Origin of the sequence: Micromonospora sp. LH3U1 (assembly GCF_028475105.1) — a bacterium.
Classification (GTDB): domain Bacteria; phylum Actinomycetota; class Actinomycetes; order Mycobacteriales; family Micromonosporaceae; genus Micromonospora.
This window is the reverse complement of sequence record NZ_CP116936.1, coordinates 2,098,036-2,124,829: the sequence shown is the minus strand read 5'-3', so window position 1 is coordinate 2,124,829 and position 26,794 is coordinate 2,098,036. Positions and strand designations below refer to the sequence as shown.

Sequence of the window (26,794 nt, the reverse complement as noted above, 5' to 3'; positions counted from 1 at the left end):
GCAACACATGACAGGACTCAGTCGTCGGCGGCGCCTGGCCGCCGTCGCCGTGATAGCGCTCGCCGCAGCGGCAGGCAGTGCCTGCTCATCGTCCGCCGACGGCCCCACCGGCGGCGGCGCCTACCTCGTCTGGGACCCGTACCCGCAGTTCGCGGACGACTCCGAATGGGTCGCACTGCTCAAGAAGTGCGGCACCTCCGCGGGGGTGACCGTCGAGCGGACCGGCTACGACACCACGGACCTGACCAACAAGGCGCTGCTCGCCGCGCAGCAGGGAAACTCGCCCGACGTACTGATCGTGGACAACCCGGTCATCTCGACACTGGCCGAGGCCGGCGCGCTCACCACCACCGACGACAACAAGCTGGACGTCTCGGCCATGGAGAAGAACCTACTCGGCGCCGGCCAGAGCGCGGGCAAGACGTACGGGGTGCCGATCGGGGCGAACACCCTCGCCCTCTACTACAACAAGGATCTGCTGACGGCTGCCGGCGTCGACCCGGTCACGATCAAGGACTGGACCTCCCTGACCGGGGCGCTGACCAAGGTCAAGGCCGCGGGGAAGAAGGGCATCACCTTCTCCGCGATCGGCACCGAGGAGGGCAGCTTCCAGTTCCTGCCCTGGTTCTGGGGATCGGGAGCCCAACTGACCAGTCTGGACTCGCCGCAGGCGGTGTCCGCGCTGGCGCTCTGGACGGACTGGCTCAAGCAGGGCCACGCCCCGAACTCCGTCATCAACAACACCCAGACCACGAGCTGGCAGGAGTTCGCCACGGGCGACTACGCGTTCGCCGAGAACGGCACCTGGCAACTGGCCAACGCGGAGAAGCTCCGCTTCCCGTACGGCACCATCGCGATCCCGGCCAGCGCGGGCGGCCCGGCGCCGGCGCCCACCGGCGGTGAGTTCGTCTCCATCCCCGTGCAGAAGAACACTGGCCGGTACGACACGTCGCAGAAGCTCGTCGCCTGTCTGACCAACGCCGAGAACCTGCTCACCACCGACACCACGCTGTCCTACGTCGCACCCGTCGCCGCCGTCCAGGAGCGGCAGGCGGCTGCGGACCCCAAGCTCAAGGTCTGGGTGGAGGCGGTCCGGGCAGCCAAGGGCCGCACCGGCGACAACCTCGGCACGAAGTACCCGAAGATCTCCGAGTCCCTGTGGACCGCGGTGCAGGCAGCCCTCAGCGGTGGGAAGTCACCGCGCGAGGCGCTGACCGCAGCGCAGACCGCAGCGACGACCAGGTAAGCGCGCCCCACCGCCACCATGCCGTCCACGACACAGACTTCCACCACCGCACGAGACCAGGGTGGGGCGGCGACGGCCGCCCCACCCGGGCCTCCCCCGTCCCGCGTACGCCGGCCCGGCCGATGGCTTGCGTGGGGCTTCCTGGCACCCGTGACCGTCTACCTGACGGCCTTCTACGCCTACCCGCTCTACCGCAACGTCGAGTTGAGCCTGCGCGAGTACACCGTTCGCTCGTTCGTACAGGGCGACGCGCCCTTCGCCGGCCTCGACAACTACCGGACGGTCCTGACCGACCCGGCCTTCGGGCCGACGCTGGCGCACACCCTGATCTTCACCGCCGCGTCGCTCGCCTTCCAGTTCAGCATCGGCATGGCCCTCGCGCTCTTCTTCCACCAGCACTTCCCGCTGTCGCGCACGCTGCGGGCGCTCATCCTCATACCGTGGCTGCTGCCGCTGATCGTCTCGGCGTCGACCTGGTCGTGGCTGCTCAACAGCGACTCCGGTCTGGTCAACGCGGCGCTCGGCGTCGTGGGGATCAGCCCGGTCAACTGGCTCACCTCGCCGGGCTGGTCGCTCACCTCGGTGATCATCGCGAACGTCTGGATCGGCATCCCGTTCAACCTGGTGGTGCTGTACAGCGGACTGCAGGCGATCCCCGCCGAGATGTACGAGGCGTCCGCGCTCGACGGCGCGACGGGATGGCAACGGTTCTGGTCGATCACTTTCCCGTTGCTGCGTCCCGTCTCCACGATCACGCTGCTGCTGGGGCTGATCTACACGCTGAAGGTCTTCGACATCATCTGGATCATGACCAGGGGTGGCCCGATCGGCTCCTCGGCAACGCTCGCCACCTGGTCGTACCGGCTCGGCTTCGGCAACCTGCTGCCCGAGTTCGGCCCGGGTGCGGCCATCGGCAACCTGCTCATCGTAATGGCCCTCATCGCCGGGCTCGTCTACATCCGGATCGAGCGGAGGCAGCACCTACGATGACCACCTCAACGCCTCGGGCCTGGTGGAAGACCGGCATCGGCCTGGTGCTGACCGGGCTGATGCTCTTTCCGGTCTATTGGATGATCAACGTGTCGTTCACCCGGGACCAGGACATGCGGGCCAGTCCCCCGCACCTGATTCCGACCAACGGCACGTTGGACGGCTACCGCGCGGTGCTCGACCAACAACTGCCGTACCTCGGCACCAGCTTTCTGGTCGGCCTCGGCACGGTGGCGCTGACCGTGGCGCTGGCGGCCCCCGCCGGATACGCGCTGGCGAAGCTCCGGCCGCCCGGCGGCCCGGCGCTGAGCTTCATGCTGCTGATCGCGCAGATGATCCCGGGGATCATCATGGCGATGGGCTTCTACGCCATCTATCTCAATCTCGGCGTCCTGAACACGCTGCCCGGCCTGATCCTGGCCGACACGACACTGGCGGTGCCGTTCGGCGTGTTGATCTTCACGGCGTTCATGTCCGGAATTCCCGACGAGCTGCTCCAGGCCGCCGTGGTCGACGGCGCCGGTCGGCTGCGGACCTTCTGGTCGGTCGTGCTGCCGGTCAGCCGCAACTCGATCGTCACGGTGTCGCTGTTCGCGTTCCTCTGGTCCTGGTCGGACTTCATCTTCGCCTCGACCCTCGCCGGCGGCGGCGACCATCAGCCGATCACTCTCGGCATCTACCACTACATCGGCAACAACAACCAGCAGTGGAACGCCATCATGGCCACCGCTGTCGTCGCCTCCATTCCCGCCGCCGTGCTGCTGATCCTGGCCCAGCGGTACGTCTCGATGGGCGTGACCGCCGGCGCCATCAAGGACTGACCACCCGTACGACAGAAAGGCACCCGCCACCCATGACCGTCTCCCCGTCCGGTCCGGAGTTTCCCATCCAGGACATCCCGTTCAGCTACCGAGGATCCTGGTTCAACATCTCTCCGGTGGTTGCCGAGAAGACGTACGCCGACGATCTGCACCTGGTCTCCCACCAGACCGGGCTGCATCCCGTACTGCGCCTCACCCCCACGGTCGCCGGTACCACAGTCGTCGCCACGCCCGCGCTGCTGACCTGGCGCAGTGGCACCGACCGGATCGAGGCCGTCTACGACGGGCCGGACACCCTGCGGATCCGGGGCCGACGGCTCGGCCTGCGGGTGGCCGCAGCCGCGAGCACCCTCACCCCGTTCAGCGGCACCTACCTGTACGTCGACCCGGTCGACGGGTCACACGTGTTCACCTCGTACGAGACCGGTCGCCGCTACCGGATCACGGTGCTCACCGGTGCTCTTCAGCGGACCGACGGCGCGGAGGCGCTCGGCACCGCCGACCGGTCCCTGGACCTCCCCGGGGACCAACCCTGGGAGATCGCGATCGAGGAGTACGCCACCGCCCGCCGCCCGTACACCGGATCGGTCACCTTCGAGCAGTTGTGCCGCGACCGGATCACCGAGTTCACCGCGTTCGTCGACGCGATCGCGCCGTGGCGCGGCGCGGACACCCCGGCCGCCGAGCTGGCCGCGTACGTCCTGTGGTCGGCCACCGTCGCTCCGGCGGGCTTCGTCACCCGCCCGGCCGTCCTCATGTCCAAGCACTGGATGGACAAGGTGTGGAGCTGGGACCACTGCTTCAACGCGATCGCCCTGGCCAGCGGCGAGCCGGAGCTGGCCTGGCACCAGTTCCACCTGCCCTTCGACCACCAGGATGAGTCCGGCGCCCTACCCGACTCGATCGCCCACTCCGAGGTCCTGCACAACTACGTCAAGCCCCCCATTCACGGCTGGGCTCTACGACACCTGCGCCGACGCCTTCCTCAGCCGCTGGACCGGGCGGCGCTGGCGCAGACGTACGACCGGCTCGCCCGGTGGACCAGGTTCTGGCTCGACGCGCGCCGAGCCCCCGGCCACGATCTGCCCCACTACCAGCACGGCAACGACAGCGGCTGGGACAACGCGACCACCTTCGACGGCGACCGGGTTCTCCAGACGGCCGACCTCGCCGCGTTCCTGGTCTCGCAGCTTCGCTGCCTGGCGGACCTCGCCGCCGAGCTGGGCGAACCCGCCGACCAGTGGTCCCGGGAGGCCGACCGGATCCAGGGCGCCATGCTCCGGGACCTGTGGGACGGCGAACGTTTCACCGCCCGCAACCCTCGCACCGGGCATCGGCGGGCGAGCCGCAGCCTGCTCGACCTGATGCCCGTCGCCCTCGGGGCCGGCCTGCCCACCCCGGTCGCCGCCGCTCTGGCCCGGGGCGCCGAGACGCACCTGACCACGCACGGGCTGGCCACCGAGCCGACGGACTCGGCCCACTACGTGGCCGACGGCTACTGGCGTGGCCCGATCTGGGCACCCTCCACCGTTCTGGTCGAGGACGGTCTGCGCCGGGCCGGGCAGACCAGGATCGCCGACGACATCAGCCGACGATTCCTCGCCTTGTGTGAGAAGTCCGGCTTCGCGGAGAACTTCGACGCCGAAACCGGCGCTGGGCTCAGGGACCGCGCGTACACCTGGACTGCCAGCAGCTATCTCATCCTCGCTGCCGCCCAGGAGGAGCGGCGAGTCGCGGGTGGGTAGCCGCACGGGCTCAGCGGCCCCGGACCGGACCGGTGCTGGAGCGCAACGAGATGGGCGGGTTGTACAGCCGGTGGCGGGGCACCGCTCCGGGCGCGGCGATGATCTCCAGCAGCAACGACACCGCCTCGGCGCCCATCTCGACCATCGGCACATCCGCAGCGGTCAACGGCGGCCGGAAATCCTCCGCCCAGTGCTGGGCGGCGACGCCGGTGACGGAGAAGTCGCCCGGCACTGACAGCCCGGCACTGGTCAGTGCGCGCTGCATTCCGGGCAGCGCGGCCTCGTTGATGGTGGCCACCGCCGTGACGTCCGGATGTGTCGCCAGCAGTTCTTCCACGCACGCCTCGCCGGAGACCGTGTCGTCGCCGCAGCAGACCTCCACGCCGGTCACGCCCCGCTCCATCGCCGCCGCCCGGAAACCCGCCAGCGCCCGATGGCTGGGGCCGTAACCCGCGGCCACCAACTCCGCGGAGCGGTTCACGAGTGCCACATGCCGGTGCCCCAGATCGGCCAGGTGGTGCACGCACCTGGCGATCAGCCCGGCGTAGTCGATGTCGATCCAGCTCATCCCGTGCGGCTCGGCGGTCCGCCCGATCGTGACGAACGGCAGGCCGGCCTTGGTCAACCGAGTCACCCGGTCGTCCTTCAACCGGATCTCCATGAGGACCACACCGTCCACCCGACGCCCGGTGACGATCCGCTCGAACGACCGGTCATGGTCGCCGCCGGACGGAGAGAGCAGCACATCGAGGTCATGGCGGGCGGCCGCCTCGACGACGCTGGCGACGAAGCCCAACTGCATGTCGGTCAACCGCTGGCTGGCCGGAGGGATCACCAGCCCGAGGGTGCGGGTGCGTCCCTCCTTCAGAGCGCGGGCGCTGGCGTTCGGTCGGTAGTCCAGCTCGTCGATGACCGCCTGGATCCGCTGCCGGGTCGCCTCGGACACGGTCCGCTTCCCGCTCAGCACGTAGGACACGGTGCTGCGGGACACCCCCGCCCGGCGGGCGATCTCCCCGATGTTCATAGACCGCCCTCGAATCGATTCTTGCCCCGACACGGGGACGCGCCATGCCCGCTGACGAGCATATCCGTCCTGAATCTGGCCCTTGGATCCGTCATGGCTCCACAGCCGTTACAGGTAGCGCGAAGACATGGACCACCGTTAATGTCATTGGTACGACGTATGACGTTGCTCGCAAGCTCTGACCCACCCCACCACCACCGCATGTCGGAGAGGATTCGATGAACGTGAAGAGAAGGCTGAGCCGCCTCTTGGCCGCCGCGGGGACCCTGTTGGTCCTCGTCGTCGGCGCTGGCATCTACGTGGTCTCGGACACGCCGGGCGTCGCCCACGCCGCCGGCACGGGACCGTGTGACATCTACGCCTCGGGTGGCACGCCCTGCGTAGCCGCGCACAGCACCACCCGCGCGCTGTACGGCGCGTACAACGGCCCGCTCTACCAGGTCCGACGCTCGTCGAACAATGCCACCCAGGACATCGGTGTGTTGAGCGCGGGAGGGCTCGCCAACGCCGCCGCACAGGACTCGTTCTGTGCCAACACAAGCTGCGTCATCACCGTCATCTACGACCAGTCCGGTCGGAACAACCGCCTCACCCAGGCGCCTCCCGGCGGCTTCTCCGGCCCCGCTCCCGGCGGATTCGACAACCTCGCCGACGCGAAGGCGGCCCCGATCACGATCGGCGGTCAGAAGGCCTACGGCGTCTACATCGCGCCCGGCACCGGCTACCGCAACAACAACACCAACGGCGTCGCGACCGGCGACCAACCCGAGGGCATCTACGCGGTCGTCGACGGCACGCACTACAACCAGTGGTGCTGCTTCGACTATGGCAACGCCCAGACGAACGGCCTCGCCGACGAGCGCGCCATCATGGAGACCGTCTACTTCGGCGCCAACAAGCAGTGGGGCTACGGTGCGGGTAGCGGCCCCTGGATCATGGCTGACCTGGAGTGGGGGCTGTTCTCCGGGGTGAACGCGGGTTACAACAACATCGCGTCCATCAACCACCGCTTCGTCACAGCCATGGTCAAGGGCGAGCCGAACCACTGGGCGATCCGGGGCGGGAACGCGCAGTCGGGCAGCCTGACGACCTACTTCGACGGGCCGCGCCCCAACGGCTACCACCCCATGAAGAAGGAGGGTGCCATCCTCCTCGGCATCGGTGGCGACAACAGCATCACCGGCCGCGGCACCTTCTTCGAGGGCGTGTTGACCTCCGGCTACCCGTCGGCGGCCACCGAGAACGCCGTCCAAGCCAACATCAACGCCGCCGCGTACGCCCCAGCCAGCGGCGGCAACCCGCAGCAGAACGTCCAGGTCGTGGGCGGACAGTCCGGCCGCTGCATCGACGTACCGAACGGCACCACCACCAACGGCACCCAGGTGCAACTGTGGGACTGCACCGGCGGCACACCACAACGCTGGACCTACACCGCCACCAGACAACTCCAGACGTCCGGCAACAAGTGCCTCGACGCCAACGGCCAAGGCACCACCAACGGCACCCAGGCGATCATCTGGGACTGCCACAGCGGCACCAACCAACAATGGAACCTCAACGCCAACGGCACCATCACCGGCGTCCAATCCGGGCTCTGCCTCGACGCCAACGGCGCCGCCACCGTGAACGGCACCAAACTCATCCTCTGGGCCTGCAACGGACAACAGAACCAGCAGTGGTCCACCCGTAGCTGATCACGCCGTACCACCAGGTCGTTCGTGCCGGCTCCGCCAGGCCCGCGGAGCCGGCACGAACGGCGATCGCCTGAAGGACCGATGCCATCGCCGCTGCTCCCGAGGTGCGCCCGACACAGGCCGCACAGACAACTCGCTACCGGCTAGTCGCGTCCGATCACCGTCGCGACCTCGCTCAAGTCGTTGTCCAGCTGGTGATCGCGGCCGGGCAGCCGGTGCAGTTGTGCCTGCGGAATGACGCCGGCGTACAGGTCCGCGTGCGACGGTGGAGCAGTTTCGTCCTGGAGTCCATGGAACACGTGCACCGGCACACCTCGCGGCAGCGTCGCGCCGAGGTCGTACGGCGACTCGAACCCGTCGCCGGGCCAGCCGCCCGCACCGACGAACGGGGCGGCGATCAGCACGATGGCCGTGAGCTCCCGCTCCGGTGGCCGCTCAGCGAGCGCGTTGACGAGGATCGTCCCGCCCACTGAATGGCCCACGACGACCGCCCCGTCGGCCACCGCCGCGATCTCCCGCCGGATGGCCGCGCTCCACGTGGCGTAGCTCGGGTCGTCCTCGTCGGGCATGCGCGGGTAGCGGACCTCGTACCCGTCCCCGAGCTCCCGCCTCAAGCTGTCGACCAGCTTGTTGTCCCACTCGTCGTAGGTGCCGGCGCCGGCGCCCTGGATGAACAAGATCTGCGGAGTTCCCGCCACGACGATCCTCCTGTGCAGCCTGCGATGATTCCCGGATCATCGGGCCTGGGACCTTGTCCCGGCTGTCGATCTGCAGCCGCCCCGGCTCGTCGTGATAGTAGAGACCACCGCAGAGGGGCCGGCAACCGATGGGGTATGAGATATGGCCAAGTACCTGGTCCTCATCTACGGCGACGAGCAGCAGTGAGCTCGTATAGTTCGGCGGTGAACAGGGAGAAGGTCCGGCAGGCATACGGGTCCATGGCAGAGCTCTACATTGGGCATTTCGGCACCACCGAGCAGGTAGATCCCGACGACCTCGCCTTCATCAGGCGACATCTGGCGAGTCGGCCCGGCACGGTGCTGGATCTCGGGTGCGGGCCTGGCCATCTCACCGGTTACCTTCGTTCGCTCGGCGTCGACGCCACAGGGATCGACCTGGTCCCCGAGTTCATCGCCCATGCACGGGCGGCCCACCCGAACGTCGAGTACCACCTCGGGTCGTTGGAACGCCTGGACGTCCCCGACAACTCCGTCGACGGCATCCTGGCCTGGTACTCGTTGATCCATCTGCCGCCGCAGGAACTCGACGGCGTGCTCATCGAGTTCCGGCGAGCGATGGCTCCGGCCGGAACATTGGTGCTGGGCGTCTTCGAGGCCGACGAGGTCGCCGCCTTCGACCACAAGGTCGTGACCGCCTACCGCTGGCCCATCGACGAGATCTCCGAGCGACTCGGCCGGGCCGGTTTCCTGGAGGTCGAACGCCTACCGCGTCCCAGCGACGGCATTCATCGGCCGCATGCCGCCATCGCGGCGGTCGCAGTGGACGGGGCGAGGTGAGCGCGGACCGCTCGGATCACGGCAGATCCGTGCATCTGTCATGGCCAGGGATGATGCCGCAGAGACCGCTCCGGCGGACCGAACACAACCGCGCCGACCGGCCACAGGGGGCCGGTCACTCATCCTGCGCCTGCTCGCAGGGAGCCTGCGGGCAGGCCGGCCGTCTCGTTCGGCAGCCGCCGGACGTCGGTCACGGCCGTTTGGCATTCCCGATATCCAACGCTTCCCACCGGATCTAATGGCACCCTGAACGCGGCGAGTACGGTCGGGAGCCCAGGAGAGGCGGCATCGGGATCACGGTGAACGGCTTCTGATGCGTACCGCGTTGATCGTGTTGGCCGCGCTGGCGGCAGCCGTGGTCGTGGACCTGGTCTCCGGCGTGCTGGTCCGCCGGGGTGCCCGTGGCCGCTATAGGTGGCTGCTGGAGCCGCTGTGGCACGCCTGCCGCCGCCCGGCGGCCGCGTTCCTGCTGGTCGGGGCGCTGTACTACGCGCTGCCGCCCGGACCGGCCGAGTGGCAGCGTTATCTGCGGCACGCCATCCTGCTGGTCCTGGTCGTCGCCGGTGCGTGGCTGGTGGTCAAGGCATTGCACGTCGCCGAGGCGGTCGCGTTCAGCCGCCTGCCGAGCGATCCGGTCACGAGCCGGCGGGTCCGGCGGGCCCGGACCCAGATCCGCCCCGTGCGGCGGCTCACCGTCGCCGTGGTTACGATCGTCGCGATCGGCCTGATCCTGATCACCTTCCGGCCGGTACGCCTCTTCGGCATCTCCATTCTGACCTCGGCCGGGGTGGTCGGCGCGGTGATCGGCCTCTCCGCCCGAACCGCGCTCGGCAACGCGTTCTCCGGCATCCAGGTCGCCTTCGCCGACGGGCTGCACGTCGGCGACGTGCTGGTGGTGGACGGTGAATGGGGCCGGGTCGAGGAGGTGAAGCTGACCAACGTGGTGATCCGGCTCTGGGATGACCGGATGCTCATCCTGCCGACCACCTACTTCACCGAGCGGCCGTTCCAAAACTGGACCCGGAACGAGTCGCGGGTGATTGGCAAGATCCAGTTACATGTCGACCACACCGCCGACCTGGACGACCTGCGCCGGGAGGCACACCGACTGGTCGAGTCCTCACCGCTGTGGGATCGAAACCGGTGGGTGCTCCAGATGGTCGACGCCACCCCGCAGGCGGTGGTCATCCAGGTGCAGGCCTCGGCCGCGGACGGCGCCAGCGCCTGGGACCTGCGCTGCGACCTACGCGAGGGACTGATCCGCTACCTGCGCGACAAGCACCCCCAATGGCTGCCCCGCACCCGCAGCCAGTACCAGCCCTGACCGTCGGTTCCGGCGTGGCCGCCGGGTCCGCGACGAGCACACCGGTGAGCTGCCGCCGATGAATGAGTCGGCGCCTAGCGGGGACTAGCTGGACCAGAGCGAAAGGGACGGGAGGCAGCGATGGGCGTCGACCGGGACTGCACCGAGGTAGGGGACGACTTCGTCCGGGTCACCCGTACCGTCAACGCTCCCATCGGCCAGGTTTTCGAGTACGTCATCGACGTCGACCTGAGCCACAACTTTTCCAGATTTGGACACTCGCCGGCAATCGTGACCAGCAGCGCCATCACCGGCTGGAACACCCCAGGCGTGCGCCGGACGAACACCTCTATCGAGTGGACGTACGCCCTGAACCCGGTGGACGAGCCGGCCCGGGGCGGCCATCAAGAAGGATCTGCTGCCGCTCTACATCGAGCGGCTGAAGATGGCGATGAGCATCCTGAAGGACGACCTCGAGTGTTGACGACGGCGCCACGGACCGGCGCCACGCCCGGGGGAGCGGCCGGGCCGGCTCCGGGAGTGTGGTGACCGGGCGCGGGTCCGTCGTCGTGGGTGTCGTGGCCGCCCCCGGGGCCGCGGCCGACTTGGCGCGGGAGGCCGCTGCGGAGCTCGCCGACCGGCTCCGCAGCCGCGTCCCGGAGGTCGACTGGGCGGTACGCCTCCAGGTGGCACGGCTCGTCGAAGGGCCGGCCGACCTCGGTCAGCTCATCGAGGCAACCCGGCGCCGGATGCTGGACGAGGGCTGGAGTCTGGTCCTCTGTGTGACGGACCTGCCATTGCAGACCGCGCGGCGGCCCGTGGTCGCGCACGCCAGCACCACCCACGGCGTCGCGGTCCTTTCCATGCCCGCGCTCGGCCCCGTCGCCATGGCCCGGCGGATGGCCGAGGCCGGGGACCGGCTCCTCGCGGCACTGCTCGGCGATACCGACGCGGTCGGCGAGCCGGTACGGGCCGGCCCGCGCCGCCGGAGCCTGGCCACCGGACGGCGGGCCAAGGAACTCGGCGCGCGCGTGAACCACCAGGCGTCCGGCATCGGCCTGCTGGCCGGGGTGATCGGCGGCAACCTGCGGCTGCTGCTCGGCATGCTCCGGGCGAACCGGCCGTGGCGGCTGGCCGTCCGGCTCTCCCGGCTGCTGGTCGGTGCATTCGCGACCGCCGTCCTCGCCCTGGTGAGCGCCGATATTTGGCAGCTGTCGGCGGCCTTGGGCAACCTGCGGCTCGCCCTGCTCGCGGCCGGCTCCGTCCTGGCGGTGGTGCTGACCATGGTGCTCGGCGCGCGCCTCTGGGAGCGGGTTCCGCGCGACCCGGGTGCCCGGGAGCAGGTCGTCCTCTTCAACGTGGTCACCGTGCTCACCGTGGTGATCGGCGTCCTCGCGCTGTACGTGGCGCTCGCCGCGCTGACTATCATCGGGGCGATCACCCTCGTCCCCTGGGACCTGCTCGCTGCATCCACCGGCCGACCGGTCGGCGTCGCCCACCAGGTCAAGCTGGGCTGGCTGGCCAGCTCGCTGGCGATGGTCGGCGGCGCGCTCGGCGCCGGACTAGAGTCCGACTCGGCGGTACGGGAAGCGGCGTACCGCTATCATCCCGACGCGGAGCTGACCGGCGAGCAGGGTGGGCCGGAACCGACCGGCAAGGCCAGACCGGGACCGAGCGGCGAGTCCGGGTCACCGCGCAGAGACAGGTCTGAGCCGGAGCGGAACCACGAAGCCGGCTGACGGCCCTGGTCAGCGCTGGGATCAGGACCCGGTCGCGGTTGCCCTCGGCGGCGCGGATCGCCAGCAGGGCGATGTCATCGGTGGGCTGGTCCACGCGGTGAGGCTGGCCATCACGGTGGCGCAGACCACCGCGGGCCGGGACGGGGCGTGGGTGCACGCCCAACGGAGTAACAAACCGCGACGCACGCCGACGGGCGGTGGCGAACGACGGCGGACTTCGACCGGGCGTTCGTCTACCCAGCGAACCGCCGCTGACCTGGTGCGGACGGTCGCCGAGCGGGAGCCGCGGACCCCGGCGCCGTGGCGCCGCTACCCGCGGTCGATCCGGAGCTGCTGAACCTCGCTGGCCTTTGGTACTGGGGGCCGGCCCCTCCGTCCTGCGGCCGCTGGCCGCCGAGGGCTCCGCGAACCAGCGACGCCTCGCCCGATCGGACGGCTGAAGGCGATGATCGGCTTTTTCCATGTGCGACGGGTACCCCGCGACACCTAGGAAGGAGCCATGACCAACGAGGTGACCGTTCCCCTGCTGCCCTGCGCGTCCATCGACGACATCGCCACCTTCTACGAGGTTCTCGGATTCAACGCCACGCACAAGCAGCGCAAGCCCAGCCCGTACGTGGCGTTGCGACGCGAAGATCTGCATCTGCACTTCTTCGAGATCGCCGGGTTCGACCCGGAGCAGTCCTACGGCTCCTGCCTCGTACTCACCTCGGACATCGGGGCACTGCACCGGGCGTTCGCTGAGGGCATGCGGACCGCGTACGGCAAGGTGCTGGTGTCCGGGACCCCGCGGATGACGCGACCCCGGGCGCGAAAGAACTACGACGGAGTGGGCGGATTCAGCATCATCGACCCGGGCGGCAATTGGATCCGCGTCGTTCAGAAGGCCGCCACCACGCGTACGCCGGCGACGACGTCTGCCGGGCGGCTCGCCAAAGCCCTGGCGAACGCCGTCGTGCAGGGCGACTCCAGGGGTGACGTCCAGCAGGCCGTCCGAATCCTCGACAGCGCGCTGGCCCGACCGCAAGCGGACGACGACCCGGTCGAACAGGTGGAGGTCCTCGTCTACCGCGCCGAACTGGCCATGGTCCTGCACGACCACGAGACTGCAACGGAAATGCTGGCCCGCGTCGATAGTGTCGCGCTCAGCGCGGACGAGACCGAACGGGCAGCGCCCACGTTCGAAACCGCCGCCGACCTCGCAGCGGCACTGCGCTGAGCCGACGCGGCGTGGCCGAGCCGCCGTCGGACGGCTCGGCCGCGCTTCCGGTTCGTCAGGGAGTCACCCGGGTAGCCGGGCTGTCGCCCGGCAAGCCCGCCATGTCGGCCTCGACCGGCGGCAACGGGGTGGTTCCGAGGACACCGCCGTCCTTGGAGTACGCGGTGAGGGTGGCCGGCCGGTCCGGCGGTATCCGGATGGTGCCGGCGTTCGACGCGTCGAGGGTGACGGTGGCCGGGGGTGCGCTGCCGGCCGTGACCGTGACGCGCGCCGCGTCCGGAGGGGCGATCACCCGCACCTGGTCCGTCGGCGTGCGGGTGCCGTCGTCGGCCCGGATCCGCCAGCCGATCGGTCGCTGGTCGACGCCCTTGGCCGGCAGCAGCAGTCGCAGGTCGGTCCACCAGCCGGTCCGCTCGTCACCGTGCACGGCGTACGCGATCACCCCGCCGTCGGCAGGCTGCACGGTGAGCAGCGCGGCGGCGTGGCCGTGCTCCCTGCCCGACCACCGCACCCGTGCTGTCGTCCCGGCCGCCGGGAGGCGACTGTCGAGCAGTGCCAATTCGATGTAGCTGCGCAGATTGGCGTCGTCCAGTGGCGTACCTCGGGCACCCCGGCGGGCGGCAGTGAGCAGGGCGTCCATCTCCGGCCCGGTGGGATCGATCCCGGCGTACGGGCCACCGCCCAGACCGCCCAGGAAAAGCACCTGGTTGCCACGGCTGACCCGGACGACGGGTTCGCTCCGAAGCGGCGCGGGGGGCAGGACGGCAAAACCGACCCCACTGCCGTCCGCCCTGGCGAGGTTCTGGTACTCCAGGGTGCCCTTCGGCGTGTACCGAGGGTCACCACTGATCATCACGGTCGATTCGGCCGGCCCGACGACGACCGCGAATCCGCCCCGGTCGGACTCGGCCTGCATCAGGGTCATCACCGGGCTGTCGACACCCTCGCTGTGCCCGCCGTAACGCATCTGTTGGGCGCCGGCCCCGGCCGGACCCACGTACCAGACCAGCATCTCCCTGGTCAGCAGGCCGGACCGCAGCGGCACCGCGACCAGCGCGACCCGTTGGCCCGGCTGGTCACTGCCGTAGAGCAGACGAATCCGGTCGCGATCGGCGACCTTCCAGATCCCGTCCGGGATCCAGCCACCCAACGGGTTGTCGGTACCTATTGGCGGATCGGTGCTGATCCGCGCCCGCAGCGTGTCCAGCCAGGCATGGTCGCCGGCCAGCGTGCCCCGGGGCGGCGCGTCGAGCAGCGCAGTCGGGGCGGCGGCGACCGCGATGCCCGGCGCCCACCCGGGCAGGGGCACCACGTTGGTCTGGACCCCGACGAGCGTCACCGCGACCACGGCGGCCATCGCCGCCCGGATCAGCCGCGTCCGCCGGTGCCGTCGCTCGCGCCGGGCGAACCCCGACCACGGGTCCTCGGGTACGTCGACACCATGCGCGGCCTGCCGCAGCGCAGGGCTGAGCGTCGAATGCGCGAAGCTCTCGCTCATGCCAGTTCCTCCTCGAGCCGTACCGGGGACTGCGGGGCGGTCGGGGCGAACTCGACCCGCAGCCGGGCCAGCCCGCGCGAGGCCTGGCTCTTCACCGAGCCGATGGAGCAGCCGAGAACCTGGGCGGTGTCCGCCTCGCTGAGGTCCTCGAAGTAGCGCAGCACCAGAACCGCCTGGGTCCGGGGTGGTAACCGCCGCAGCGCGGCGAGGAGCAGTTGCCGCTCCTCCACCTGCGCGTACGCGTCCGACGTCGGCGCGCTGTCGGAGGTCAGCAGCGGCACCTCCAGTGGCCTCCGCCGACGCCGCCAGGAGATCGCCGTGTTGACCATCACCCGGCGTACGTAGACCTCAGGGGCGTCCCTGCGCAGTATCCGCCCCCAGCGCCGATGGGTCTTCTCCAACGCCGACTGCGCCAGGTCCTCGGCTGTCCCCCGGTCGCCGGTCAGCAGGTAGGCGGTTCGGAGCAACGACCCCCACTGTCGTTGCACGAACAGCCGGAACTCGTCGTCGTCGTACCGGCTCACGCCACCTCCAGGTCACGTCCGCCTCGGGTTCACGGGCGGATGCAGAGTGAGACGCGATCTGCGGCGCTCGGGTTGAGTGGGCACCTTGGTCGGACAGCGTTCCGTCTATGCTCCACCAGCAGCGCGACCGTGACGGAGGACGCAAGTGATAAACGCGATCTTCTTCGATGTCGGCGGGACGATTCTCGACGAGTCCCGCGAGTTCGAGGCCTGGGCAGACTGGCTCGGCGTTCCACGACACACGCTTTCGGCGGTGTTCGGCGCGGTGATCGCCAGAGGTCTGGACTATCAGGAGACGTTCCGGGCTTTCCGGCCCGACTTCGACCTCGCGGTCGAGCTTGAGCGTCGAGCCGCCGCTGACAAGCCGGAATCGTTCGGCGAGGAGGACCTCTATCCCGACGCGCGGCCGTGCCTGACGTCCTTGAAGGATCAGGGCCTGGTCGTGGGCTTGGCCGGCAACCAGCCAGCTCATGCCGAGACGATCCTCCGCGCTCTGGACCTTCCCGTGGACGTGATCGGCACGTCGCACGGTTGGGGCGTGGCGAAGCCGTCGCCGGCCTTCTTCGAGCGGGTCGTCCGCGAAGGCGGTGGCGTTGCGTCCTCGATCCTCTACGTCGGCGATCGGCCCGACAACGATGCGCGCCCGGCCCGGGAGGCCGGTATGAAGACGTGCCTGATCCGGCGCAGTCCCTGGGGTCACATCCTCGACATCCCCGCCGTGTCCGAGCAGTGCCTGTTCCGCATCGACTCGCTGGACGAACTCCCGGGCCTGGTGGCGAAGCACAACGCGGCGAGCGGCTAGCCGAGTGGTGGCCCGTCGCGTTCCGGCACTCGACGCGGGTGGCCGGCGCAGACGAGTACGCCGCCGGCCACCCGCGTCGGGGTGCCGTCAGTTCAGTCGAATGCCTTCACCTCCAGCAGTCCGACCGACCCCGCGCCGCTCTGGAGCACCACCCGCAAACGCGTCGTGCTCAGGCTCGGAAAGGTGACCTGGTTGTACTGGTTGATCGTGGTCGGGTAGCCGCTGGTGCCGGGTACGTCGGCGTAGACGCTGCCGGTCCAGTACTGCAGTTTCCAGGAGGCGGGCAGGCGTACCCCGCCGTTGTCGTCGAAGAAGTAGACCTGCGCCGACGTGATGGTCTGCGCCGACGGCCAGGTCAACAGCGCCCACTGTTCACCGGTGTTGGGCCAGGTGCCCCACCGGGGGTTGACGGTGTCGTTCGACGACGGTGGCTCAGCGCCGTCGTTGATTGCCGCGACACTCTCCCAGCCAGAGGTGTACGAGGCGGTCGGCACGGCGGCACCGGCCAGGTTGCCGCCCGGATCGGGATCAGGATTGGGGTTGGTGCCGCCCCGGTTGTAGACCTTGATCTCGGTCAGGCCGGTCCTGTACCCGGCGGCGTGGGTGAACTGCACCCGCAGCCGTTGGGTGTTGACCGCGGTGAACTGGACCCGGTTGTAGTTGGCCTGGGCGACGCTGGGAGTCCTGGCCTGGGCGGCGGCGTTCACCCAGGCCGTGCCGTTCCAGTACTGCACGGTGTAGGACGCGGGTGCTCGGTACCGGTTGGTGGCACGGTCGTTGCGGAAGTAGATCCGCGCTTCGTCGACCGCCCGCGACTGGCCGAAGTTGATCTCGTACCAGTCGGAGCTGTTCGGTGAGCCGTAGCTGCCCCAGAGGGGCTCGTTGATCGGGAATCCATCCAGCGCCGCGCCGGTGGAGGTGCCGGAGGCGGTGTACGAGGCGGTCCCGGTCGCGCCCTGGGCCAGGTTGGGGATGGTCGCGGTGAGATCGGCGCCAGCCTTGGCGAACATGTCCACCATGCGGGCGCTGTTCTGGTTCACCTGCTGCGGCAGTTGCAGGCCGGACACCGCGGCGCTGTAGGTGACCGTGCCCGCACCGCTCGGGAACGTGACCGCGCCGGTCGCCGGGTTGTAGAGCACCCGGGTCAGCCGGTCGACGGTGAAGGCCCGGATGCCGTTGAGGTAGACCGAGTAGCCCTGCGGGACGCCGGCGTAACGGGTCACCCCGTCGGCCGGGTCATCCCAGACGACACTGAGGTCGGTGTTGCGGTAGCGCAGGTTGTTGACCGCGAAGTGGGTCCAGCCGATGTTGATCGGGGACAACTCGATCTGGGCATCGGTACGCGGGCGCAGGCCGGCGACGTCCTCGATCACCGTCCAGTTGCTGCTGCCCAGGATGTTGTGGTGGATCCAGGACCGGTAGTCGATGGTGCGGCTGCCGGAGTTCCAGTCGGCCCAGAACTCGTTGGCGTCCGGCCACTGGGTGTTGCCCCCGACGTACTGGGCCCAGGTGTTCCAGTAGAGCAGCTTCTTGTAGTCCTCCGCCGACATCCACTGGTTGGGATAGTTGCGCAGCACCGAGGAGTAGAGCCGGAACTGCACGGTGGAGTTGATGGTCGAGAAGTTGTTGCTGCCGGGCTGCCCGGCGGCAGCCGCCGCGGCCTTGTCCCGCTGGTTCGCGGTGAAGAACGGGAAGATCGGATACTCGGCCGGGTCGTCGTAGAGCCGCAGCGCCTCCCGGTACTGGGCGGTGTTCGGCATCAGACCCACGGAGTACGGGTAGTAGTTGTTGATCTCCTTCCACGGGACGTGGGTGTTGGTGGAGACATGTTTGTGCTCCAGCAGCTGCCGGTTCGGATTCCAGAGCACGTTGATCACGCCGTTTCGGACCCGGTCGGCGAGGGCCTGCATCTCGTTCGCCTTCGTCGTGTTACCCAGCAGCGTGTACGCCTGCACTGCCGCCATCGCACCGCTGTAGACGTACGCCGACTCAGCCCGGTCGAGGTTGCCGGCACGCCAGTGGAACGACACCGCGTCGGCGTCGTTGCCGGTCATCGCGCCCCAGTCGTACTCGATCAGGCCGTTGTTGTTGGTGTCGTAGGTCGCCAACTGCCCCTTGACGTCACCCTCGGCATAGCGGGCCAGGTTGCCGGCGATGGCCGGCTGCCCACCGTGGATCTGGTACGACCGCCACGCCGCCTCGGCGATGTACTGGGTGTAGCTGTTGGACCAGTTCTCCGGGTCGCCGGGGTTGTCCATGAACCGGCCGTTACGCGACGACTGCCCGACCGACAACCACGGCCCGTACGAGTAGATCGGGTTCCGCAGATACTTCAGGTCGTCGATGTGCATCGGCTGGGTCAGCGCGATCGCGTTGTTGTAGCCGGTGACCCCCTCGATCGACACCGGGAACTGGTAGTCCTGCCCGGGGATGTCGACGTCGAGGTAGTTGTACCGCATCAGCCACCAGCGGTAGTAGATGTTCTTCTTGATCGCCGGATCGGGCACGTCGATGTAGGGGATGTTCTCCGCCCACCACCGGTTGTAGTCGCGGACGTGCGTGGCGAACGCGGTCGACGGGGCGTATCCCCGGTAGGTGTTGTACTCGGTCAGCGACTCGGGGATCTCGTTCGTCACGAAGCCCATCACCACCTTGGTGGTGAGGCTCTGCCCGGCGGCGAGGGTCACCGACCGGTTCAGCCCACCGCTGCTGACGGTGAACCCGTCCCCGGCCAGCCGGGGGTAGATCGTGGTGAGCTTGTTCTTCACCTGCCGGCTGCCGGTCAACTCGCCACCGCTGCCGGCGGTGGCGTACGGCGAGGTGGCCCGCAGTTGCAGGGTCGAGCTGGCCGAGCCGTTGTTGACGAGCGTCAGGTTGGTCACCGCGACGTTGTTGTGGGTGATGAACTTCGACATCTCCACCCGGATGGACCCGCTGGTGAAGACTCCCCTCCAGTGGCTGGGCGACTGCCACCGGCCGCTCACCTGCTCGGCGAAGGTGCCCGGCGTGATGGCCACCGAGTAGGCGTTCTGACTGCTGATGTTGTCCCAGTAGGCGACCTGACCGCCGAAGCCGATCACCGACGGGGTGTGCGTGGTCATGAACAGCCCGCGACCCCGGGTCATCAGCCAGGTGCCCGCCGGGTCGTTGCCGGGGCGGGCGAGCAGCCGGTCCATCCAGAAGTCGGTGCCGCCGGCCTCGGCGTTGTAGATGGACTGCATGGTGTTGCCGGTGCTGTAGCCGACCGGCGGCGCGGGGACCGCCGGGCCGGAGAAGGTGGGATAGCCGATGGTCTGCGCGGCGACCGCCGGGGTCGCGGGTACGGAGAGCAGCGTGGCGGCGAGGACGGTGGTGACGGCGAACGCCAGCGGTCTGCGGCGGCGCGTGGGGACGGGTGACACTTCGACACCTCCAGGGGACGGTGGGGACGGGGGCGGCCGGCTAGGCCTGGAAGGCCATCCACTCCAGGACGCCGGTGGAGAATCCAGTCCTCGACGTGAAGGTCAGTCGCAGCCGGGTCGTACTGACCGAGGTGAACGTCGTGACGTTGTACGCGTTGCCGGCGACCCCGCAGCCGGACTGGTTCGGCGCGTTGACGTAGGCGCTGCCGTTCCAGTACTGCACCTGGCAGGAGGCGGGCACGTCGATGCCCTGGTTGTCGTCGAACCAGTAGGCGGCGGTCCGGTTCACCGTCCGGGCCGACGGCCACTGGTACTCGATCCACTGGGTGCCCTGCTCGGGCCAGTTGCCGTACGCCAGGTTGCTTCGGTCCTGCGAGTTGGCCGGCACTCCGCCGTTGTTGATCGCGGCGAGGTTCTCCCAGGTCGACACGTACGACGTGGAGCGGGTCGCGGACGACGCCAGGTTCGTGCCGGTCGGCGGCTGGCCGGGTGGCGGCGTGGTCGGACCGCCACCGCCGGGGTTCGGGGGCGGACCGGTGGTGGTCTGGGTGACCTGCTGGATGGTGCCGTCGGCGTTGAAGAACAGCCGGTCCACCGCGACAGAGCGGCGGAAGTTGCCGCCACCGGGGGCGTTGGCGTTGTGGTAGACGATGTACCACTCACCGTTGAACTGGACGATGCCGGCGTGGTTGGTGGTCGAGGACACCTGCCCGAGCACGACGCCCCGGTGCGTCCACGGACCCATCGGGTTGGTCGCGGTGGCGTAGCGCTGGCAGGCGTAGCTCGACGAGGTGACGCAGCCGCCGGTGTCGTTGGCCGCGTACATCATGTAGTAGAGGCCGTTGCGCTTGAACATCCACGGCGCCTCCCAGTAGTTGGTGAGGCCGCTCGGGGTGACCACCGGGCCATCTAGCTCGATCATGTTCGACGTGAGCCGGGCCGCTCGCACACCCCAGTAACCGCCCCAGTAGATGTACGCCTGGCCGTCGTCGTCGACGAAGACCGTCGGGTCGATGTTGAGCCCGGAGGAGTTGGCGGTGCTGTCGCTGATCAGCGGCCCACCCTTGGCGTCGGTGAACGGGCCGAGCGGGCTGTCGCCGACCGCGACTCCGATGTCCATCCAGCCGGGCCCGTTGCCGTTGATCGAGGTGTACCAGTAGTACCTGCCGTTGCGCGGCTCGACCTCGCCGGCCCAGGCGTCCGCGCCCGCCCACGCGAAGGTGCCGATGTTCGCCCGCGCGCCGTTGTCGGTCCAGGTGGCGGCGTTGGTCGAGGAGAGCACCCGCCACTCGCGCATGACGAAGTTGTTGTTGCCGGCCGCCGCCTCGTCCCGACCGGCGTAGATGTACATGGTGTTGCCGACGACGAGCGGGGCCGGGTCGGCGGTGTAGATGTTGGTGATGATCGGGTTGGCGGCGTGGGCGACCGGGGTCAGCGCGACCCCGGTCAGCACGGTGGCGACGGTCGCCGCGGCGATGGCGGCAAACCAGCGTCTTCTGGACATGGCTCCTCCGGGTGGGGTGGTGGGTGAGAGGGATGGGGGCGGGACCGGGTTACTGGCCGGTCGTGTGCAGGTTCGCCACCTCACCGGCGGTCAGGGCACGGCTGTAGATCCGAAAGCTGTCCACCGCGGCGTCCAGGTAGGGGTCCCCGCCGTACTGGGAGCGGCCGATCCAGTTCTGGCCGGTGCTGCCGAGGCCGGCCGGGCGCAGGGTCAGGGCGGCGTTGCGGGCCACCTCGACCCCGTTGACGTAGAGCACGCCGAGGTTGCCGGTCTGGGTGACCGCCAGGTGGGTCCAGGCGCCGACCGGCAGCGCCGCCGGGGCGTCGATGCGTTGCTCCGCACCGGCGCCGCCGCTGGTGATGGCGTACCGGGCGGTGCCGGAGCCGCTGCGCGGGGTCAGGAAGAGGTACGCCCCGGTCCCGGTGCCGAAGTCGAACAGCCGCGCCCAGTTCGCCGCGGCGTCCAGCCGTACCCAGGTCGTCAGGGTGAACGCGGTCGCTCCGGCCAGGATGCCGGCCGGCACCGCGACGTACGCGCCGGTGCCGTTGAGGTTGACCGCGTTGCCGGTACGGCCGGTGGTCCAGTTCGCACCGCCGGCCAGGGTGGCGGTACGGCCGTTGCCGGTGGCATCGGCGGCGCTGGCGCCGGACGTCTCGTTGAACAGGTAGTGGGCGACGAATGGCACCGGCGGTGGTACGTCGAGCACGCTCCAGTAGACGGTGTAGCGCTGGCCGTGGGTCTGGTAGAAGGGCAGCAGGGTCACCGCGCCGGCGCTCGCGGTCGCGGTGTACTGCAACGGTGTGCCGGTCGCGGTGAGGCTGGCCGGGTTGAGCGTGGGCAGGCTGCTGAGGTTGGTGGTGCCGTACTGCCCGGCGAGCACGATCGGCCCGTACCGGACCGCCTGCACGCTGGCGTTGTCCGGCGTTGGTTCCCGGGTCAGGGCCATCGGCAGGGTGAGGTCGACGACGTCGCCGGAGGCCCAGGTCCGGCTGATCTGGGCGTAGCTGCCCGGGGTGGCCGTGACACCGGAGGCGGCGCCGTTGATCCGCAACTGCGCTCCGGTGGCCCAGGACGGGATCCGGATCCGCAGGTCGATGACGCCCGAGCCGGTGACGGTCAGTCGGGTCGACGCGGCCTGCGGGAACGTGGTGTCCTGCCGGACGGTGATGCCGCGCCCCGGCCAGGTCAGCTCGGCGGCGATGAACAGGTTGACGTAGAGCGTCATGCCGGAATGGAAGAAGATGCTGTTGCCGTGTTTGGTGTTGGTCTCCATGCCGGTGCCGTGGCAACAGGTGAAGTCGTTGTAGTCGTTGCTGTACGTCTTGATGCCGCCGGCGCGCAACGGCGTGTAGTAGCTGTGGTGGCCGTTCGCCGAGTTTGGGTTCTGCGCACCCAGCAGGTGGTTGAACAGGGCCTTCTCGTAGAAGTCGAAGTAGTCGGCCCGGCCGGGGCTGGTGAAGAAGAGCTGTCGGGTCAGTTTCAGCATGTTGTAGGAGTTGCAGCATTCGCAGGTGCTGTCGGACAGTTCGCTGGCGATCCGGTTGGGCAGCTTGAAGTACTCGCCGTTGGAGTTGCCGCCGATGGCGTAGCTGTGCCGGTTGACCACCATGTTCCAGAAGTTGACAGCGATGTCGCGGTACCGGGTGGTGCCGGTGGCGTGGTACTCGCGGATGGCCGCAATGACCTTCGGGATCTGGGTGTTGGCGTGGTAGTTGTTGAGCGCGTCGGTGTTGGCGGCCAAGGGGTCGAGCACCTCGGCGTGGTCGAAGTACTGCGCGGCGGTCAGGTGGCTCGGATCGTTTGTCACCTGGTAGAGGTTGGTCATGGTCTCGCCGATGCCACCGAACTCGGTGTCGAGCATGTTCTGCCGTGTCGCGTAGCTGAGTCGGCCGTTGCGCAGGTTCACCCAGGCCGCCTTGCGCAGCAGCACCTGGAGCGCCTGCGCGTTGCCAGCGAGCTGGTACATGTCGAGCAGCCCCGCCACGATCTTGTGCAGCGTGTAGTACGGAGCCCAGACCTGCTGGCGGGCCTCGACCCGGTCGATGAAGCTCTCCGGGTACGCCGACAGGTAGCCGGGATTGAATCCGGCGGACGACGCCCGGTCCTGACAGGTGGCCAGCTCGGCGACCAGGTAGTCGCCCTTGGTCTTGAACGCGGTGTCGCCGGTGCTCGCGTACGCCTGGGCGAGCGCCGTGAGCACGTGACCGATCGAGTGCCCGCGCAGCTCCGTGGTGGGTGACTCCCAGCCGCCGCACGGGGTGGCCGACGAGGGCAGCCCGACAGTGAGGCGGAACATGTGCAGCAGCCGGTCGGCGTTGAGGAACTTCAGGTAGGTGTGGGTGCGGGCGGTGTTGGCCTGGAACGGGCCGCTGAGCAGCCGTACCGCCGACAGTGGGAACGCGTACGCGGAGACGCCGGTGTCGGCGCGGTCGGCGGCGGCGGGCCGCGCGGGGAGTGCGCCGGCCGTGGCGAGACCGGCGGCGATGGCGGCTCCGCTCTGGAGCAGGCTGCGACGGGAGACGGGGGGTGTGGGCATTCGCGTCACCTTCTCGTGGGCAAAGATCGAGAATGATCGATTTACTGAGGTAGGGTCCGCCCCTTCCGAGTGGGAGCGGGTGCCTGATCAGCCCTTGAGTGCGCCGGAGACGAAGCCCCGGACGTAACTGCGCTGCATGAAGCCGAAGAGCAGCAGGCACGGCACCGCCATCACGACCACGCCGGCCTCCAACGCCGCGTAGTCGATGGAGCCGTGACTGGCCGTACGCATGTTGACCACCGCAAGCATGGTGGTGAACCGGTCGGTGGAGTTGAGCAGGATGAGCGGGGCGAAGAACTCGCTCCAGGAGGTGAGGAAGGCGAAGAGACCAACGGTGATCAGACCCGGTCGGACCGCCGGCAGCATGATTCGGATCAGCGCCTGGAAGCTGTTGCAGCCGTCGATCGCAGCCGACTCGGCCAGCTCGTTCGGCACCGCCTCGAAGGAGTTGCGCATCATGAAGATGGAGAACGGAAGCTGGAACATGATCAGCACCAGACTCAGCCCGACCAGCGAGTCCTCCAGACCGATCCAACCGAGCAGCACGTAGAGCGCGATCAGAATCGTCGCGTACGGCACCATCAGGATCCCCAGCGTCAGCAGGAAGAGCACGTCCCGCCCGGGAAACCGGAACCGCCCGAAGGCGTACCCGCCCAGCGTGGCGACGAGGAGGGTGCCGGCGACCGTCAGCGCGCTCACCGCCACGCTGTTGAACACGTGCTGCGGGCGGATGCCGTTGTCCGAGGTGAAGAGCCGGTCGTAGTTCTCGAGGCTGAAGCCGCTGTCGGTGCGCAGAGAGGCCCACCCGCTCCACAGCAGCGGAAACAGGAACAGGATGGCCAGCGCCGTGCCGGTGACGTAGTAACCCCACCGCGAGGTGGTGCTTGAGCCGATCATCGCTGGCCTCTCGCTCATTGGGACCGGCGGCGCAGGACGCCGAGCTGGATGACGTTGAAGACGACGAGCACCGCGAGCAGCGCCACCGAGATCCCCGCCGCCGACCCGAGGTCGAACCGGATGAACGCCTCGCGGTAGATCACCATCACCAGCGAGGTGGTGCTGTTGTCCGGGCCGCCCCGGGTGAGGATCCAGAACTGGTCGAAGGCGAGCAGCGATCCCGTCGTCATCATGGTGAGCACCAGGGCGATGGTGGGTCGCATGAGCGGCAGGGTGATCCGGTGGAAGGTCTGCCACCGATTCGCCCCGTCGATCCTGGCCGCCTCGTACACCTCGTTCGGGATCGCCTGCAACCCGGTCAACAGGATGAGCATGTTGAACCCGGCGAACCGCCACAGCACGAGCACGATGGCCGAGCCCAGGGCCGAGCCGGCACTGCCGCTGGTCCAGGAGACGTAGCCGTCGATCAACCCGAGCCGGGACAGGATGGTGTTGACCGGACCGATCTCGTCGCTGAGCAGCCCGAGGAAGAGCAGCGAGGCGCTGGCGAAACCGACTGCCATCGGCATGAAGAACGCGGTACGGAAGAAGCCGACCCCGGGCCGGCGGTGCTGCACGAGCAGCGCCAGCCCGAGTGCGACGGCGAACAGCAGCACCGTCATGCAGACCGTGTACCTGACGGTGAACCAGATGGCGTCGCGGATCAGGTCGTTGTCGGCGATGTCGGTGAAGTTCTCCGGGGCGTTCAGCGACGGCGCCCCGAGCAACGGCCACCGGTGCAGCGACATCCAGATCACCAGCACCAACGGCACGACGAAGAACAGGCTGACCATCAGCGCGTTGGGGGCGGCGTAGAGGGCACCGACGAGCGCCAGTCGCCGCCTGCGTCGCCGACTGGGCGGTCGGGACGTGGAGCCCGGTGCGCCGGTGCCGACGTCCGGCCGGTTGATCACCGTCGTGGCCATCTGTTCCTCCGGTCGGGTGGTGGCCCGGTCGTCGCGGGGCGTCGGCCGGGCCACCGGTGGTCAGCTCTGCTGAAGGGACTTGGTGATCGCCGAGTTCCCCTCGGTCAGGGCACTCGCGGCCGAACCGAACAGCGCCCCGCGGACGGTTGCCAGCCAGGGGCTCTGCGGATCGTTGAAGGACGCGTTGAAGTTCTGCGCGTACGGTGTCTTGCCCTTGGCCATCAGGTTGTTGATCATCACGATCCGGGGATCGGCCGAGGAGTACTTGTTGGCCGCGAGATCGGTACGGGTCGGCACGCCCTTGTTCTTCGCGATCACCTCGACCTGCGCCTCGTCGGACATCGTCCACTGGAGGAAGTGCCAGGCTTGGGCGGCCTTCTTGCTGCTGGCGCTGATGCCGATGGCGTCACCGCCGACGAACGTCGACTCACCGCCGGCGATACCACTGATCGGCGCGACCCCCATCTTGACCCCGGCGGACTCGATCAGGCCGAGCCAGACCGACGGGCCGGGGGCGATACCGACCTTCCCGTTCTGTAGTGCGCCGAGCCAGGTGGGGCCGGCCTCGTCCTTGGACGCCGGCGCGGCCACCCCCTCGTCGTACAGCTTGCGGTAGAGGGCGAAGACGTCCGCCATCTCCTTGGAGTCGACCTTCGCGTTGCGGCCCTCGGCGTCGATCACCTCGCCACCCGCGGCCCAGACCGACGGCCAGAAGGTGAACTCGACGCACCCACCGCAGTTGCCGCCGAAGTAGGTGCCGTTGATGTCACCTCCCAGCTTGTCGATCTTCCTGGCGTGTTCGGCGTACTCGGCGAGGGTGGTCGGGCCGCGCTCCGGATCGAGGCCGGCCCGCTGGTAGAGATCCTTGTTGTAGAGCAGCACCGACATGTCGATGGTGTGCGGCACCGCGTAGTTCTTTCCCTTCCAGGTCGCGGCGTCGACGTGCGCCGGTGCCACCTTGCCCTTGAAACCGGAGGCGGCGAACCGGTCGGTGACGTCCTGCCACAGCCCCTGCGAGGCGTACTGGGCGGAGAAGACCACGTCGGCGGCGAACAGGTCGGGCAACGCCCGCGCGCCGGCCGCCGAGGCCAGCTTCGCCGGGTACTCCTCCCCCGGGTACGCCGTCACCTCGATCTTGTTCTGATGCGTCTTGTTGTACGCCTCGGCGTAGGCCTTCGACACCGACTCGGTGGCCGCGCGGGTCCAGAGCGTGAGTGTGCTGCCGTCGTCCACCCCCGCCGGGCCGCCCGCAGCCGGGTCCTGGTCATCACCGCCGCTGTTGCAGGCGGCCATCGCGACGACCAGGAACGCCGCGGTGACGACACGTGCCGTCCGGACTCCAATTCTTCGCTGCACAGGATTCTCCTTG

20 protein-coding genes are annotated in these 26,794 nt (G+C 68.9%); 10 read left to right on the top strand and 10 right to left on the bottom strand.

Features of this window, described 5'->3' with window-relative positions:
* Positions 1 to 7: 7 nt before the first annotated feature.
* The 4 genes from PCA76_RS09735 (at position 8) to PCA76_RS09720 (ending at position 4,802) form a co-directional block, all read left to right on the top strand.
* A complete protein-coding gene (locus PCA76_RS09735) occupies positions 8 to 1,246 on the top strand; it encodes a sugar ABC transporter substrate-binding protein (protein WP_272616756.1) in 1,239 nt (412 codons plus the stop codon).
* A gap of 150 nt (positions 1,247 to 1,396) precedes the next feature.
* Positions 1,397 to 2,236, top strand: coding sequence for a carbohydrate ABC transporter permease (locus PCA76_RS09730; protein WP_272616754.1), 840 nt, complete (start codon positions 1,397 to 1,399; stop codon positions 2,234 to 2,236).
* Positions 2,233 to 3,057: a carbohydrate ABC transporter permease gene (locus PCA76_RS09725; RefSeq protein WP_272616752.1), complete on the top strand. Its 825-nt coding sequence runs from the start codon at positions 2,233 to 2,235 to the stop codon at positions 3,055 to 3,057. Before PCA76_RS09730 ends, PCA76_RS09725 begins: the two co-directional genes overlap by 4 nt.
* A 32-nt stretch (positions 3,058 to 3,089) precedes the next feature.
* The gene (locus PCA76_RS09720) at positions 3,090 to 4,802 is read left to right on the top strand and encodes an amylo-alpha-1,6-glucosidase (RefSeq protein WP_272616750.1); all 1,713 of its coding nucleotides are present in this window, start codon (positions 3,090 to 3,092) and stop codon (positions 4,800 to 4,802) included.
* 10 nt (positions 4,803 to 4,812) lie between these two features.
* Here PCA76_RS09720 and PCA76_RS09715 read toward each other — a convergent pair whose 3' ends face one another.
* The gene (locus PCA76_RS09715; protein WP_272616748.1) at positions 4,813 to 5,826 is read right to left on the bottom strand and encodes a LacI family DNA-binding transcriptional regulator; all 1,014 of its coding nucleotides are present in this window, start codon (positions 5,824 to 5,826) and stop codon (positions 4,813 to 4,815) included.
* A 218-nt stretch (positions 5,827 to 6,044) separates the two neighbouring features.
* Between PCA76_RS09715 and PCA76_RS09710 the strand changes: the two genes are divergently transcribed.
* The gene (locus PCA76_RS09710) at positions 6,045 to 7,520 is read left to right on the top strand and encodes an arabinofuranosidase catalytic domain-containing protein (RefSeq protein ID WP_272616746.1); all 1,476 of its coding nucleotides are present in this window, start codon (positions 6,045 to 6,047) and stop codon (positions 7,518 to 7,520) included.
* Positions 7,521 to 7,663: 143 nt separating this feature from the next.
* Here PCA76_RS09710 and PCA76_RS09705 read toward each other — a convergent pair whose 3' ends face one another.
* Positions 7,664 to 8,218, bottom strand: coding sequence for an alpha/beta hydrolase (locus PCA76_RS09705; protein ID WP_272616744.1), 555 nt, complete (start codon positions 8,216 to 8,218; stop codon positions 7,664 to 7,666).
* A gap of 204 nt (positions 8,219 to 8,422) precedes the next feature.
* On the opposite strand from PCA76_RS09705, the gene PCA76_RS09700 reads away from it, so the two are divergent.
* The 4 genes from PCA76_RS09700 to PCA76_RS09685 all read left to right on the top strand — a co-directional run bounded on the left by PCA76_RS09700 (position 8,423) and on the right by PCA76_RS09685 (position 13,298).
* Positions 8,423 to 9,037, top strand: coding sequence for a class I SAM-dependent methyltransferase (locus PCA76_RS09700; protein WP_272616742.1), 615 nt, complete (start codon positions 8,423 to 8,425; stop codon positions 9,035 to 9,037).
* A gap of 313 nt (positions 9,038 to 9,350) precedes the next feature.
* Entirely contained in the window at positions 9,351 to 10,361 is a 1,011-nt protein-coding gene (locus PCA76_RS09695) for a mechanosensitive ion channel family protein (protein WP_272616740.1), read from the top strand.
* Between the two features lie 524 nt (positions 10,362 to 10,885).
* Positions 10,886 to 12,079 (top strand): hypothetical protein, encoded by a 1,194-nt coding sequence (locus PCA76_RS09690; RefSeq protein ID WP_272616738.1) that lies wholly within the window; start codon positions 10,886 to 10,888, stop codon positions 12,077 to 12,079.
* Positions 12,080 to 12,578: 499 nt separating this feature from the next.
* Positions 12,579 to 13,298 (top strand): VOC family protein, encoded by a 720-nt coding sequence (locus PCA76_RS09685; RefSeq protein ID WP_272616736.1) that lies wholly within the window; start codon positions 12,579 to 12,581, stop codon positions 13,296 to 13,298.
* 55 nt (positions 13,299 to 13,353) lie between these two features.
* On the opposite strand, the gene PCA76_RS09680 is transcribed toward PCA76_RS09685, so the two are convergent.
* Positions 13,354 to 14,796 carry a hypothetical protein gene (locus PCA76_RS09680; RefSeq protein ID WP_272616734.1) on the bottom strand — a complete coding sequence of 481 codons (1,443 nt, stop codon included), beginning with the start codon at positions 14,794 to 14,796 and terminating at the stop codon, positions 13,354 to 13,356.
* Positions 14,793 to 15,320, bottom strand: coding sequence for a SigE family RNA polymerase sigma factor (locus PCA76_RS09675; RefSeq protein WP_272616733.1), 528 nt, complete (start codon positions 15,318 to 15,320; stop codon positions 14,793 to 14,795). Before PCA76_RS09675 ends, PCA76_RS09680 begins: the two co-directional genes overlap by 4 nt.
* Before the next feature lie 145 nt (positions 15,321 to 15,465).
* On the opposite strand from PCA76_RS09675, the gene PCA76_RS09670 reads away from it, so the two are divergent.
* The gene (locus PCA76_RS09670) at positions 15,466 to 16,122 is read left to right on the top strand and encodes an HAD family hydrolase (protein WP_272616731.1); all 657 of its coding nucleotides are present in this window, start codon (positions 15,466 to 15,468) and stop codon (positions 16,120 to 16,122) included.
* A gap of 92 nt (positions 16,123 to 16,214) precedes the next feature.
* On the opposite strand, the gene PCA76_RS09665 is transcribed toward PCA76_RS09670, so the two are convergent.
* The 6 genes from PCA76_RS09665 to PCA76_RS09640 all read right to left on the bottom strand — a co-directional run bounded on the left by PCA76_RS09665 (position 16,215) and on the right by PCA76_RS09640 (position 26,781).
* Entirely contained in the window at positions 16,215 to 19,523 is a 3,309-nt protein-coding gene (locus tag PCA76_RS09665) for a galactose-binding domain-containing protein (RefSeq protein WP_272616729.1), read from the bottom strand.
* Between the two features lie 40 nt (positions 19,524 to 19,563).
* Complete coding sequence (locus PCA76_RS09660) at positions 19,564 to 21,027, bottom strand: family 43 glycosylhydrolase (protein ID WP_272616727.1); 1,464 nt, start codon at positions 21,025 to 21,027, stop codon at positions 19,564 to 19,566.
* Between the two features lie 49 nt (positions 21,028 to 21,076).
* Positions 21,077 to 23,563, bottom strand: a complete 2,487-nt coding sequence (locus tag PCA76_RS09655; RefSeq protein ID WP_272616725.1) for a glycoside hydrolase family 127 protein — start codon at positions 23,561 to 23,563, stop codon at positions 21,077 to 21,079.
* 87 nt (positions 23,564 to 23,650) lie between these two features.
* On the bottom strand, positions 23,651 to 24,460 hold the full coding sequence (locus PCA76_RS09650) for a carbohydrate ABC transporter permease (protein ID WP_272616723.1): 810 nt from the start codon (positions 24,458 to 24,460) through the stop codon (positions 23,651 to 23,653).
* A 14-nt stretch (positions 24,461 to 24,474) separates the two neighbouring features.
* Positions 24,475 to 25,479 (bottom strand): carbohydrate ABC transporter permease, encoded by a 1,005-nt coding sequence (locus tag PCA76_RS09645; RefSeq protein WP_272616721.1) that lies wholly within the window; start codon positions 25,477 to 25,479, stop codon positions 24,475 to 24,477.
* A 6-nt stretch (positions 25,480 to 25,485) separates the two neighbouring features.
* On the bottom strand, positions 25,486 to 26,781 hold the full coding sequence (locus PCA76_RS09640) for an ABC transporter substrate-binding protein (protein WP_272616719.1): 1,296 nt from the start codon (positions 26,779 to 26,781) through the stop codon (positions 25,486 to 25,488).
* Positions 26,782 to 26,794 lie beyond the last annotated feature (13 nt).